Source organism: Arthrobacter sp. (genome assembly GCF_031179385.1).
In the GTDB taxonomy this organism is placed as follows: Bacteria; Actinomycetota; Actinomycetes; order Actinomycetales; family Micrococcaceae; genus Arthrobacter_D.
Genome location: NZ_JAPSHV010000086.1, coordinates 1 through 12,366, shown reverse-complemented (window position 1 = coordinate 12,366; position 12,366 = coordinate 1). Strand labels below are relative to the sequence as shown.

The window sequence follows — 12,366 nt, the reverse complement described above, 5'->3', positions numbered from 1 at the left end:
TGGCCCATCATGCTATTTTCAACAGTGATGCATTTCGTTGATCCCTCCCGTGAAGTCCTCGCCGAAACCCTGCTTGCGGCCGGTCCTCACTCCCCCACGCTGTGCGACGGGTGGCAGACCAAGGAACTGGCTGCACACCTGTACCTCCGGGGACACAAGCCCAGCGTCGGAATAGGGGCACTCATCAAGCCGCTGTCCGTCGTGTCGGAGAAGGCAACGCGGAAGCTCGGCGCCAAGTGCGCATCCACGCCGGCCTACGAGAAACTGGTCAACGACTTCCGCAAGGGCCACCCGTTCTACTCACCGATGCGCTTCCAGTCCATCGACACCAGCACCAACCTCATCGAGTACTTCGTGCATACCGAAGACGTGCGCCGGGCAACCAGCAGATGGGCACCGCGGGCGCTGGACGAGGACTACTCGAACGCACTCTGGGACGAGCTGATCAAGCGCGCCGCCATCCTCTACCGGGGTGTCGACCTGGGCATCGTGCTCGTGAGGCCTGACGGTCCAAGGCACGTTGCAAAACGTGCGCCGGTGTCCGTTGCGATCGTCGGCGAGCCGGGTGAACTCCTCATGCACGCTCACGGGCGAACCCGCCATGCCCTGGTCACTTTCGAAGGACAGCCCGACGCCGTGGCACTCCTCGAGAGCGCGGAGGTCGGGCTCTAACCGGCCCGGGCGTTCTCAACGGACGGCGAGTCCTCAGCGAACGGGGAAACCGGCGTCCCGGATCGCCTTTTTCACTTCAGCGATCGCATCGACCGGGCCGAAGTGAAAGACCGAAGCTGCGAGTACGGCATCCGCTCCGGCAGCGACCGCGGGCGGGAAATGTGCTGGTTCCCCTGCACCACCCGAGGCAATCAGGGGTACCTTCACCGCAGCCCGGACCACGCGGATCATCTCCAGGTCGAAGCCCTCACGCGTTCCGTCGGCATCGATCGAGTTGAGGAGGATCTCTCCGACACCCCGGTCGGCGGCCTCCTGCGCCCAGGCGACCGCGTCGATCCCGGTTCCCTTGCGGCCGCCGTGCGTGGTGACCTCGAAGCCTGACGGCGTTGAACCGTCGTGGGTCCGACGCGCGTCAAGGCTCAACACCAGCACCTGCGAACCGAAGTGGGACGTGATCTCATCAATGACCTGCGGGCGCGCCACGGCCGCGGTGTTGATGGACGCCTTGTCGGCGCCGGCACGCAGCAAGCGGTCGACGTCGGAAATCTCCCGCACGCCTCCGCCGACAGTGAGCGGAATGAAGACTTCCTCAGCCGTTTTGGCAACCACGTCGAAAGTGGTTGCCCGGTTGCCGGAGGATGCAGTGACATCCAGGAAGGTCAGTTCGTCGGCGCCTGCCCGGTCATAGCGGTGGGCCAGTTCCACCGGGTCTCCGGCGTCCCGGAGGTCCTCGAAGTTGATGCCCTTAACCACACGGCCGGCGTCAACATCAAGGCAGGGAATGACGCGGATTGCCACGCTCATCGATCGATCCTGCCCTAGATCCGGCACGCGTGGATGGTGCTGACCAGGATGGCTCGGGCGCCGAGGTCGTACAGCTCATCCATGATCTGGTTGGTGCTGTTGCGCTTGACCATTGAGCGAACCGCAACCCAGTCGGAGTCGCGCAGCGGCGATACGGTCGGCGACTCAAGGCCGGGGGTGAGCGCCGCTGCCTGGTCGACCAGCTCCTTGCGGATGTCATAGTCGAGCAGAACGTACTGCCGGGCAACGAGCACGCCCTGAAGCCGTCGGATCAAAATGTCCAGCCCGACCGGAGTTGCCCCCTTGCGTCCGATGAGGACGGCCTCACTGCGCAGAATCGGTTCACCGAAGATTTCCATGCCGGCTGCCTTCAGGGTGTTGCCGGTCTCCACGACGTCGGCTATGGCATCCGCAACGCCAAGGCGCACTGAGGATTCCACCGCACCATCGAGACGGACCACTGTCGCATTGACGCCTTCCTCGGCGAGGAAGGCGCGCAGGAGGCCGTCATAGCTCGTGGCCAGGCGCCGGCCCTCAAGTTCAGCGACGGAGGCGAAGTTTCCTACCGGTCCGGCGAACCGGAAGGTGGAGGCGCCGAAGCCGAGGGGCAGGAGCTCCTCGGCATCCACCTGCGCGTCGAGGAAGAGATCTCGGCCGGTGATTCCGACGTCGAGCGTTCCGGAACCGACGTACACGGCGATGTCCCGCGGCCGGAGGAAGAAGAACTCGATTTCATTTTCAGGGTCCACCATCACCAGTTCGCGGGTATCGCGGCGCTGGCGGTAGCCCGCCTCGGCGAGCATCGCGGACGCGGATTCGGACAGGGATCCCTTGTTGGGGACTGCAACTCGAAGCATGGGTTTCCTTCAGTGAGGAGGGTTTCCTTGGGACTGCCAGAAAGCGGGAGTGTGCCGCGCGGTAACCAGGAGCCTGGCGCGCGGCTACAGATGCTTGTAGACGTCCTCGAGAGTGAGCCCCTTGGCGATCATCATGACCTGAAGGTGGTAGAGCAACTGCGAGATTTCCTCTGCGGCAGCCTCGTTCGACTCGTACTCGGCCGCCATCCATACTTCGGCAGCCTCCTCGACAACTTTCTTGCCGATGCCGTGTACGCCTGAGTCCAATTCGGCCACGGTGCCCGACCCGGACGGACGGGCGGCAGCTTTCTCGCTCAGCTCGGCAAAGAGGGTATCGAAGGATTTCACTCTGCCTAGGTTACTGGGTTCCACTGGATCCGCCGTATCCTGCCCGCCGTATGTGACGAACCTCTAGGCGTACTCACGTGCCCCAGGGCCCAAGCACCGCGGCCGTTGCCAGCGCAGCAACGGTGGCCTCGTATCCCTTGTCCTCACTTGAACCGGCAAGGCCCGCCCGATCGAGGCCCTGCTGCTCCGTGTCGCAGGTCAGCACACCAAAGCCCACCGGCACTCCGGTGCGTACGCTGACCTCGGTGAGTCCCGACGTCGCCGCCTGGCACACATAGTCGAAGTGGGGCGTTCCCCCGCGGATAACCACGCCGAGCGCGACGACGGCGTCATAGTGCGGTGCCAGCCTCGCGGCAGCGACCGGCAACTCGAAGCTGCCCGGCACACGAATCACGTCGGGCTCGATGCCTGCGTCAGCTGCTGCACGGCGGGCGCCGTCGAGCAGGCCGTCCATGATTGCGGTGTGCCAGCTGGCCGCGACGACCGCGAGCCGAACCGGCTCCTGCTCATTCCGGCCCTGCGCGAGGGAGGTGACATCAATCGTGGGGGCGCCGTGTCCGGCCATGGTTCTCCTTGGGGTATGAGGGGGTTTGCTGGTAGGGGGATCGTCAGCTCTGCTGGACGATCTTCTCCTGGGGGCGCTGATGGAACCGTTCTTCCAGATGCGACAGCTGGTGGTTGAGCCGGTCACGCTTCGTCTCGAGGTAACGCTGGTTCTCGAGGCGGGACGGAATCTCGGAGGGCACCATCGACACCACGGCGATCCCGTAGCGTTCCAGGTGCTCGCGTTTGACCGGGTTGTTGCTCAGCAGCCGAATCCGTGGGATGCCGAGGTTGGTAAGGATCTCGGCAGCCGCCTGGTAGTCGCGTGAGTCGACCGGCAGTCCGAGCTGCTCGTTCGCCTCGACGGTGTCTGCCCCGTTTTCCTGCAGGGCGTAGGCGCGGAGCTTGTTGGCGAGGCCGATGCCGCGCCCCTCCTGGCCGCGCAGATAGACGACCGTTCCGCCCTGCTCCTGAACCAGTCCGAGCGCCTGTTCCAACTGCTCGCCGCAGTCGCACCGGTAGGAGCCGAACACATCGCCGGTCAGGCATTCGGAGTGCATGCGGACCAGCGGAGTTCCGTCGGCCCGCGACCCCGGCGCGGACATGGTGAGGTGCTCCACCCCGGAGGCGGTGTCAGTCCAGGCCTGCGCGGTGAAGGGACCGAACGGCGTCGGAATGGTGACAACCGGGCCCCCGGTGACTGTGCTCATTCGGCGGCTCCTGCACTGCGTACGGCAAGATAGCCCGCGAGGTCCTCGATGGAGATCAGCGGGGCATCGAAGCGGGTGGCGAACTCGCGCAGCGCCGGCAGGCGCATCATCTCGCCGTCGTCGTGGGTTACCTCCGCAATGACAGCTGCCGGTTCCACCCCGGCCAGTCGGCATAGGTCGACCGCGGCTTCGGTGTGTCCAGGCCGCTCACGGACGCCGCCGTCGACCGCACGCAGCGGAAACATGTGGCCCGGCCGTGTGAGGTCCGAGGGCGTGGACGCAGCCGAGGCGAGCACACGCGCAGTCAGCGCGCGATCCGCTGCACTGATGCCCGTACTCACACCGACGGCAGCATCACACGAAACCGTGTAGGCGGTCTGCTTGGCGTCCTGGTTGTTGATGACCATGGCGGGAAGCTGCAGGCGGTCCGCCGTGTCCCCCGTTACCGGGACGCACAGGACACCGGACGTGTAGCGGATGGTCCAGGCGGTCAGTTCCGTCGTGGCGAACTGCGCGGCGAAGATGATGTCGCCTTCGTTTTCCCGGTTGGCGTCGTCAACAACGACGACGGCACGGCCTGCAGCCATTGCGGCAACGGCCGTCTCCACCGGGTCAAGCGCTATCTCAAGCACCGCACCGCTCTGCGTGTCCGGGGCACTGCCCTCGCCGCTGCGCATCATGCCCGGCCTTCCTTTCCGGTGAACGCGAGCAGCCGCTCAGCGTATTTGGCCAGGACGTCCATCTCCAGGTTCACGGGATCCCCGATGTCCTTTGCCCCCAGGCCGGTCTCGGTGAGGGTTGTGGGGATCAGGCCGACCTCGAACCAGGGGTCGGGTGTTCCGGCGTCGCTCACGGCCGTCACTGTCAGTGAAACGCCGTCCACGGCGATGGATCCCTTCTCGGCCGCATAGCGGTCCAGCGGGACGGGCAGGCTGAAACGCAGGCGCTCCCAATCGCCGAGGTTCTCACGCTCAAGGAGCGTACCGACGCCGTCGACGTGACCCTGCACGACGTGGCCGTCCAAACGGCCGTTCGCCGGTACGCAGCGTTCCAGGTTGACCCTGCGGCCCTCGGTCAGGCCCCCGATTGTCGTACGCCTCAGCGTCTCCCCCATCACGTCCACGCTGATTCGGCCGTCGTCGATGACGGTCGCGGTCAGGCATACCCCGTCCACAGCGATGGACCCGCCGAGCTCGAGCCCCTCTCCTGTGGGACCGGCCTCGAACACAAGCACCGCGCTGCCGCCGTCCGGGGAGCTGCGGAGGGAGGTGACGGTGCCCTGCCCGGAAACTATTCCTGTGAACACTCAAGAGCCTTTCTCAAAGGACGCCGGTGCCGGCGCTATGGGTTTGAAATGCAGACGGACGTCATCGCCAATCTGGGTTACCGCGGCGGCGCCATCCGGATCCAGACGCCACACATGGGCGTCGGCCAGGGTTGCCACCCCAAGGCGCTGGAAGGCCGGAACACCGGCACCAAGGAGCATGGGCGCAATGTAGGTGAAGAGCTCATCCGCCAGGTCCGCCATGAGGAATACCCCGACAAGCTGGGGACCGCCCTCCACCAGGACGTGCCGCACGCCCCGCCCATACAGTTCCTCCAGTACTGCGGCGGGGTCGTGCGTCCGCAGGTGAATGAAGCCCTGGCCGCGCATCGCCGCGTCATCGGGAACGTCCCGCTCACCGACGGCGACCCGGAGCGGCTGGCTGTTCGCGTCGGAACCGTCGAGCGCCCGCGCAGTCAGGCGGGGGTTGTCTGCAAGGACGGTTCCGGTGCCGACGAGGACTGCATCAACCCGGGCGCGGATGGCGTGGCCGTCCGCACGGGCATGCGGTCCGGTGATCCATTGGCTTGAACCGTCGGCCGCGGCTGACTGTGCATCAAGGCTCTGTGCCACCTTGACCGTGACGAATGGACGGCGCGTCCGCACTGCGTCCAGCCACCGGCGGTTCAGTTCCGTTGCGGCGTCGGCGAGGAGCCCGCCGGCCACATCGATCCCATTCTCCGCCAGCCGCGACGCGCCGCCGGCTGCCTCGGGGTTGGGATCGGATGCGGCGTACACCACGCGGCTGATTCCGGCAGCAAGGATGGCTTCAGTGCAAGGCCCCGTGCGTCCGGTGTGGTTGCAGGGCTCGAGCGTCACCACCATGGTGCAGCCTGCGGGGTCGACTCCGTGCAGGGCCGCGTTCTTCAGTGCGGCGACCTCCGCGTGGTCGGTTCCGGCACCGAAATGAGCGCCTGTGGCGACCATGCCGCCGTCGTCATCGAGGAGGACAGCGCCCACCAACGGATTGGCGCCGCGCACACCCTGGCCGGCAAGGAGCAGCGCGTGCTCCATCGCCATCATTTCCTGCGCGGTGATGTTTCCGGATGCAGTCATGACAGGCTCGGCGCAGGCTCGGCGGCGCGAGGCTCATGACTGCCGCCAATGACAATCTGGGCTTCGAAGAGCCACTTCAGAAAATCCATGCCGTTCCTCAAGCTCGCGTGAAGGCTCCGGGGAACGACAGGCAAGGCTGGCGCTGCCGACGGCGCGAAGAGCCGACAACAAAGCACAGCCGTAGCTGTACGCGCTTCTCCCATCCAGACTTTGACTGTCGGTGCCGGAATTTCACCGGCTCAACCGTTTGCTGCCCGTGAGGGCTGCGCGCGGGTCGCGGACTATAACCGCCGGTTCGGAATTACACCGACCCCGGAGCACGTTTTACGACGCCCATTGTTTCACATAATTGAGGATGTGCAGGAAGGTGCGGTGGTGACACGCACCACCGCACCCTCCCGAAGCAGATCAGGCCCCTGCCGCGGGCTTCGCCTCGGGCTTCGCGTCCGACTTCACAACCGGCTTGGCGTCAACCCCTGCTTCCTTCCGCTGCTGCGGGGTGATCGGCGCCGGTGCCGCAGTCAGCGGGTCATAGCCGCCGCCGGACTTGGGGAATGCGATCACGTCGCGGATGGAATCGCTTCCGGCCAGCAGTGCCACCACACGGTCCCAGCCGAAGGCGATTCCGCCGTGCGGAGGCGCACCGTACTTGAAGCCCTCGAGCAGGAATCCGAACTTCTCCTGTGCGTCCTCGGGGCTGATTCCCATCACCGAGAAAACCCGTTCCTGAACGTCACGCTGGTGGATACGGATCGACCCGCCGCCGATCTCGTTGCCGTTGCAGACGATGTCGTAGGCGTACGCCAGTGCGCTCCCCGGGTCAGTGTCGAAGGAGTCGAGGTACTCCGGCTTCGGCGAGGTAAAGGCGTGGTGGACTGCTGTCCAGGCTCCCGACCCCACGGCGACATCACCGGCCGCGACGGCGTCCGACGCCGGCTCGAACATGGGTGCGTCGACAACCCAGACAAAGGCCCAGGCTTTGGGATCGATGAGTCCCGTCCGGTGGCCGATCTCCACGCGCGCCGCGCCGAGCAGTGCACGTGCGGACGACTTCTCCCCCGCGGCGAAGAAGATGCAGTCTCCCGGGTTTGCACCGACGGCAGCTGCCAGGCCCTCCCGTTCGGAATCCGTCAGGTTCTTCGCCACAGGTCCGCGCAGCCCGCCGTCGTCGTCGATCAGCACGTAGGCAAGGCCCTTCGCGCCGCGCTGCTTGGCCCATTCCTGCCAGGCATCCAACTGCCGGCGCGGCTGGGAGCCGCCGCCGGGCATGACGACGGCGCCGACATAGGACGCCTTGAAGACACCGAACTCCGTGTCCTTGAAGTACTCGGTCAGTTCAGTCAGCTCGAGGCCGAAGCGCAGGTCCGGCTTGTCCGAGCCGTAGCGCGCCATGGCGTCTGCGTAGGTCATGCGCTGAATGGGTGTGGGGATCTCCACATCGATCAGCTTCCACAGCGCCTTCACCAGCTGCTCGCCGAGGGCGATGATGTCGTCCTGCTCAACGAAACTCGCCTCAATGTCCAGCTGCGTGAACTCGGGCTGCCGGTCGGCGCGGAAATCCTCGTCGCGGTAGCAGCGGGCGATCTGGTAGTACTTCTCGAACCCGCCGACCTGAAGCAGCTGCTTGAAGAGCTGCGGCGACTGCGGAAGCGCGTACCAGGAGCCCGGTGCCAGCCGCGCGGGAACAAGAAAGTCGCGGGCGCCTTCCGGCGTGGAGCGCGTCAGGGTCGGGGTTTCGATCTCCACGTAGCCGTCGGAATGCAGGAGCTCGCGGGCGACCCTGTTGGCCTCGGAGCGCAGGCGGAGGTTCGCGTTCGGTGTGGGACGCCGCAGGTCGAGGTAACGGTGCTTCAGCCGTGCTTCCTCGCCGACCTCCACGTGCTCGTCGATCTGGAACGGCAGCGGGTCAGACGTGTTGAGGATGGTCACCTTCTCCGCGATGACCTCGATCTCGCCGCTGGCCAGGGCGGGGTTCTCGTTGCCCTCGGGGCGCTTCTCGACCGTGCCGATAATCTGCAGCACGTACTCGTTGCGGAGGGTCGAGAACACGTCTTCTTCCCGCACCACTACCTGCGCAACCCCGGAAGCATCACGCAGATCGAGGAACGCCACGCCACCGTGATCACGACGGCGGGCCACCCATCCGGCGAGAGTAACGGTTTGTCCGATGTGCCCGGTTCGCAGGGAACCAAGGTCATGTGTGCGCAGCACAGCATTCCTTCCGGTGTGTGGTTAAGGTTGGTGGAGTTACAGCTCAGTGTTCGAGTTTACCGCCGGATGCACCGCGCTCCCGGCCACACCATTCACCGGACGGGGACCCGCGCATGCCACAGGCGCTGAAGAGACAGCTTGGCGGTTTCGATGCCACGACGGTCGGCATTGGCTCGATGATCGGCGCCGGGGTTTTCGTCGTCTTCTCCCCGGCCGCTGCTGCGGCGGGATCCCTCCTGCCCCTCGCCGTCGGCCTTGCCGCGATCATTGCCTACGCGAATGCCGCGGCGTCAGCGCAGTTGGCGGCGGTGCATCCGGTCAGCGGAGGCACCTACACTTACGGCCGGCGCCAACTGGGCGAATGGCCGGGCTTCCTCGCCGGCTGGAGTTTTATCACCGGCAAGCTCGCCTCCTGCGCCGCCATGGCGCTCACTTTCGGGCTCTACGCCGCCCCCGGTTTCGAGAAGGCAGCCGGTGTGGCCGCGGTCGCGGCGCTGACTGCCGTGAACCTCCTGGGTGTTACCCGCACGGCGATGATGACACGCATCATCGTTTCACTCGTGGTTCCCGTGCTCGCCTTCGTCATTGTGGTTGCGTTCACCCAGGACGCGCACGACGGCGGCGCCTCGCCTGCCGGACCCACCGGGGTCCTGCAGGCGGCGGGCCTCATGTTCTTCGCATTCGCCGGATATGCGCGCATTGCCACGATGGGTGAAGAGGTGCGCGAACCCGAACGCAATATCCCGCGAGCCATCTTCGGGGCACTGGGGTTCACCCTCGCCCTGTACCTGCTGCTCGCATTCGGCCTGCTTCGGGCAGTGGGACCGGACATGCTCGCCGAGTCGGCCGCCCCACTCACCGAAGTCTTCACCGGAGGCCAGTCAATACCGGTCCTCGCCGTTGCCATTGCTGCTGCGCTCGCGAGCCTGGGTGCCCTGCTCGCCCTGATCAGCGGCATCGCCCGCACCACGCTTGCCATGGCGCGCGAAGGCGACCTGCCCCGAGTGCTCGGATCGGTGTCTCCGCGCCGGGCCACGCCGTTCGTCGCCGAGCTGGCCATCGCCGTCGTCGTGATTGCCCTGCTGCTGGGAACCGACGTCCTGACGGTGGTGGGTTTCTCCAGTTTCGGTGTGCTGCTCTATTACGCGGTAGCCAACCTGTCGGCGCTGACCCTCCGTACCCGGCCCTGGTACGCGCCACGGGCCCTGAACGTGCTCGGGGTGGTGGGCTGTCTGGTGCTCGCATTCACCCTCCCGGTGCAGTCGGTTCTCACCATGACCGGGATACTGCTGGTCGGGCTTCTGGGCCGCGCCGCGGTGATTCTCGTGCGGGGGCGCGGGGGTTCAGCCTAGAGACTCATGCTTCAGCCCTGCGGCAACACCGCGGGCCACTGATCCTCGGCGGGCGGAGTCCACGATCGGGGGTCTGCGGATACCTGTTCACCCGAGCGGATGTCCTTGACCTCGTGGGTGCCGTCCTCGGAAGTGAACCAGACGAACGGGATGCCCCGCCGGTCGGCGAACTTGATCTGCTTGCCGAACTTCTCGGCGGAGGCGGCCACCTCCACCGGGATGCCACGGCTGCGCAGCGCGGCAGCGACGTCCTGGGCGGCTGACCAGGAATCATCATTGGCGAGGGTGACCAGCACGGCCGTCGGAACCTGCCGCGTTGCGGCGGCGAACTCCTGGCTGAGAATGCGGGTGACCAGGCGTGTGACGCCGATGGAGAGTCCGACGCCGGGGAAGGTCCGGTTGCCCTTGCTCGCGAGCGCGTCGTAACGCCCACCGGAACATATGGACCCGAGTGCCTCGTGGCCGACCAGCACCGTCTCGTAGACCGTGCCGGTGTAATAGTCCAGGCCTCGGGCGATACTGAGGTCCGCAATGACCTTGCCCGGTGCCCGCTTCGAGGCCTCGGCGATAACCTGCTCGAGTTCCGCAAGCCCTTCATCGAGCAGCGGGTCCGTCACGCCGAAAGCGCGAACCCGCTCGACGAAGGACGTGTCCGGGGTGCGGATCTCCGCCAGGCTGAGAGCGGCCTTGGCCTGCTCGTCGGTGGCACCCAGTTCGGCCTTGAGCAGTTCCGCGACCCTGCCTGCGCCGATCTTCTCGAGCTTGTCGATGCTCCGCAGTACGCCCGGCGTATCGGTCAAGCCGATTCCCCGGTAGAACCCCTCTGCGAGCTTGCGGTTGTTCACGCGCAGCTGGAAGTCAGGGATCGGCAGGGCGCTCAGGGCCTCGGCGATCACAAGGGCGATTTCGACGTCGTACCGGAAAGGCAGTGAGCCGTCGCCGACCACGTCGATATCAGCCTGGGTGAACTCGCGGGCACGCCCCTCCTGCGGACGCTCGCCGCGCCAGACCTTCTGAATCTGGTACCGGCGGAAGGGGAAGGCAAGGTAACCGGCGTTTTCGACGACGTACCGCGCGAACGGCACCGTCAGGTCGAAGTGGAGGGCTAGCGAGTCCTCGCCGGCGGGAGCAGATCCGTCCTCATCCTGCAGACGGGATACGGCGTAGACCTCCTTGTCGATCTCGCCCTTGCGGAGCAGCTGACCCACTGTCTCAACGGCCCGGGTCTCGACGTTGGAGAAGCCGTGAAGCTCGAAGGTCCGTCGCAGGATGTCCAGGACATGCAGTTCCACGAGGCGCTCCTGCGGGAGCCACTCGGGGAATCCGGACAACGAGGACTTTCGTGCCATGTAAGCAACTCTCCTTGGGTGACGCTTGTGTCCCCAACCTGATGGCTCGGGATCCTGCGGTGAATCGTAGGGCGGACGGTCTGCTGTGCCTACACTGTCTGCGGCATTCATTTTAGGGGGTTCGTGCTGGGCCGTGCTAACCGGCCCAGGGCGCTGCGCCTGAAGTGCCAGACCATGCCGGAACCGTGCTGGAACAACGTCGGACACAGGAGGTCGCGTGGCCGTTGACCGTCGCGGACGCGAAATGCGCCGTCACATCAGCCAGATCGAAGCACGCCGCGAGCTGAAGCGCGCACAGGAGAAACGCCGCCGGAAGGACAGCACAGTGGCTGGCATTGCGGCGGCAGCAACCCTTGCCCTCGCCGTCCTCCTGCAAGCGGTCTGGTTCAGTTCGGATCCCACGGCGGCGGAAATCGACGCCCTCGAGGAGAGTCCCGGGGTGACGGAGACGGCGGAGCCGAACAGCGCGAACATTCCCGACCCGTCTATCGCCGAGGGAAAAGTATTCGAGGGCACACTTTCCACCAGCATCGGTGACATCGGCGTCGAGCTCGACGGAAACGTGGCTCCGCAGGCAGTGGCTGTCTTTTCCTCTCTCGCTGAGGAGGGGTTCTTCGAGGGCAAGACCTGTCATCGGCTGACGACCGCCAAGAGCATGGGGGTACTGCAGTGCGGCTCATTGAACGGCGACGGCGTGGGTGACCCGGCCTATCAGTGGGGTCCGGTGGAGAACACGCCGGCGGACGGCCTGTATCCGGCCGGGAGCATCGCAGTGGCGCGCGGAGCGAGCACGGACAGCAACGGTACGCAGTTCTTCATCGTGTACAAGGACTCGCAGATTCCACAGAACACGGGCGGGTACACCATCATGGGTTCCGTGACCTCGGGCCTGGACGCTGTTCAGGAGGTCGCGGAGGCTGGAGTCGAAGGCGGCGGCGAGGACGGAGCCCCCGCCACTCCTGTGACGATAGACTCGTTAACCCTGCAGTAAATCAACCGGGACCGGCCTTGGGGCCGACCATCGAGCGAAAGACTTTTAGCGGTGACAAACAGTCAGAAATCCGACGAAGCGCCTGTAACCGAAGCGGCCGAGATCGAGCAGCCCAGCACTGGAACAGATAGTGCCGCTGCCGAGCAGCC

At 65.8% G+C, this 12,366-nt stretch carries 13 protein-coding genes and 1 riboswitch; of the genes, 3 read left to right on the top strand and 10 right to left on the bottom strand.

What is annotated here, in order from left to right; translation table 11 throughout:
- Window positions 1-27: 27 nt before the first annotated feature.
- A complete protein-coding gene (locus RIF85_RS11685; protein WP_309072079.1) occupies window positions 28-672 on the top strand; it encodes a TIGR03085 family metal-binding protein in 645 nt (214 codons plus the stop codon).
- 33 nt (window positions 673-705) lie between these two features.
- On the opposite strand, the gene hisF is transcribed toward RIF85_RS11685, so the two are convergent.
- From hisF to aspS, 9 genes are all read right to left on the bottom strand, one after another.
- Entirely contained in the window at window positions 706-1,476 is a 771-nt protein-coding gene (gene hisF, locus RIF85_RS11680; RefSeq protein ID WP_309072077.1) for an imidazole glycerol phosphate synthase subunit HisF, read from the bottom strand.
- A gap of 14 nt (window positions 1,477-1,490) precedes the next feature.
- Complete coding sequence (gene hisG, locus RIF85_RS11675; protein ID WP_309072076.1) at window positions 1,491-2,333, bottom strand: ATP phosphoribosyltransferase; 843 nt, start codon at window positions 2,331-2,333, stop codon at window positions 1,491-1,493.
- An 84-nt stretch (window positions 2,334-2,417) separates the two neighbouring features.
- Window positions 2,418-2,681 (bottom strand): phosphoribosyl-ATP diphosphatase, encoded by a 264-nt coding sequence (locus RIF85_RS11670; protein ID WP_309072075.1) that lies wholly within the window; start codon window positions 2,679-2,681, stop codon window positions 2,418-2,420.
- Window positions 2,682-2,754: 73 nt separating this feature from the next.
- Window positions 2,755-3,246: a 6,7-dimethyl-8-ribityllumazine synthase gene (gene ribH, locus RIF85_RS11665; protein WP_309072074.1), complete on the bottom strand. Its 492-nt coding sequence runs from the start codon at window positions 3,244-3,246 to the stop codon at window positions 2,755-2,757.
- 43 nt (window positions 3,247-3,289) lie between these two features.
- Window positions 3,290-3,934, bottom strand: a complete 645-nt coding sequence (gene ribA / locus RIF85_RS11660) for a GTP cyclohydrolase II (protein ID WP_309072073.1) — start codon at window positions 3,932-3,934, stop codon at window positions 3,290-3,292.
- Entirely contained in the window at window positions 3,931-4,611 is a 681-nt protein-coding gene (ribB, locus tag RIF85_RS11655) for a 3,4-dihydroxy-2-butanone-4-phosphate synthase (RefSeq protein ID WP_309072078.1), read from the bottom strand. Before ribB ends, ribA begins: the two co-directional genes overlap by 4 nt.
- A complete protein-coding gene (locus tag RIF85_RS11650) occupies window positions 4,611-5,240 on the bottom strand; it encodes a riboflavin synthase (protein WP_309072072.1) in 630 nt (209 codons plus the stop codon). Before RIF85_RS11650 ends, ribB begins: the two co-directional genes overlap by 1 nt.
- Window positions 5,241-6,314, bottom strand: a complete 1,074-nt coding sequence (ribD, locus tag RIF85_RS11645; RefSeq protein ID WP_309072071.1) for a bifunctional diaminohydroxyphosphoribosylaminopyrimidine deaminase/5-amino-6-(5-phosphoribosylamino)uracil reductase RibD — start codon at window positions 6,312-6,314, stop codon at window positions 5,241-5,243.
- Window positions 6,315-6,500: 186 nt separating this feature from the next.
- Window positions 6,501-6,639, bottom strand: a riboswitch (FMN riboswitch).
- Between the two features lie 83 nt (window positions 6,640-6,722).
- Window positions 6,723-8,525, bottom strand: a complete 1,803-nt coding sequence (gene aspS, locus RIF85_RS11640; RefSeq protein ID WP_309072070.1) for an aspartate--tRNA ligase — start codon at window positions 8,523-8,525, stop codon at window positions 6,723-6,725.
- A 113-nt stretch (window positions 8,526-8,638) separates the two neighbouring features.
- Between aspS and RIF85_RS11635 the strand changes: the two genes are divergently transcribed.
- A complete protein-coding gene (locus tag RIF85_RS11635; RefSeq protein WP_309072069.1) occupies window positions 8,639-9,877 on the top strand; it encodes an amino acid permease in 1,239 nt (412 codons plus the stop codon).
- A gap of 11 nt (window positions 9,878-9,888) precedes the next feature.
- Here RIF85_RS11635 and hisS read toward each other — a convergent pair whose 3' ends face one another.
- Complete coding sequence (gene hisS / locus RIF85_RS11630; protein WP_309072068.1) at window positions 9,889-11,226, bottom strand: histidine--tRNA ligase; 1,338 nt, start codon at window positions 11,224-11,226, stop codon at window positions 9,889-9,891.
- 217 nt (window positions 11,227-11,443) lie between these two features.
- Here hisS and RIF85_RS11625 point away from each other — a divergent pair, with 217 nt between their 5' ends.
- Entirely contained in the window at window positions 11,444-12,217 is a 774-nt protein-coding gene (locus RIF85_RS11625; protein ID WP_309072067.1) for a peptidylprolyl isomerase, read from the top strand.
- Window positions 12,218-12,366 lie beyond the last annotated feature (149 nt).

What these genes read in the sequence shown, in the direction of transcription:
- RIF85_RS11685 (WP_309072079.1), top strand. Translation starts at nt 28, where the DNA reads ATGCATTTCGTTGATCCCTCCCGTGAAGTCCTCGCCGAAACCCTGCTT.
- hisF (WP_309072077.1), bottom strand. Translation starts at nt 1,476, where the DNA reads ATGAGCGTGGCAATCCGCGTCATTCCCTGCCTTGATGTTGACGCCGGC.
- hisG (WP_309072076.1), bottom strand. Translation starts at nt 2,333, where the DNA reads ATGCTTCGAGTTGCAGTCCCCAACAAGGGATCCCTGTCCGAATCCGCG.
- ribH (WP_309072074.1), bottom strand. Translation starts at nt 3,246, where the DNA reads ATGGCCGGACACGGCGCCCCCACGATTGATGTCACCTCCCTCGCGCAG.
- ribA (WP_309072073.1), bottom strand. Translation starts at nt 3,934, where the DNA reads ATGAGCACAGTCACCGGGGGCCCGGTTGTCACCATTCCGACGCCGTTC.
- ribB (WP_309072078.1), bottom strand. Translation starts at nt 4,611, where the DNA reads ATGCGCAGCGGCGAGGGCAGTGCCCCGGACACGCAGAGCGGTGCGGTG.
- ribD (WP_309072071.1), bottom strand. Translation starts at nt 6,314, where the DNA reads ATGACTGCATCCGGAAACATCACCGCGCAGGAAATGATGGCGATGGAG.
- RIF85_RS11635 (WP_309072069.1), top strand. Translation starts at nt 8,639, where the DNA reads ATGCCACAGGCGCTGAAGAGACAGCTTGGCGGTTTCGATGCCACGACG.
- hisS (WP_309072068.1), bottom strand. Translation starts at nt 11,226, where the DNA reads ATGGCACGAAAGTCCTCGTTGTCCGGATTCCCCGAGTGGCTCCCGCAG.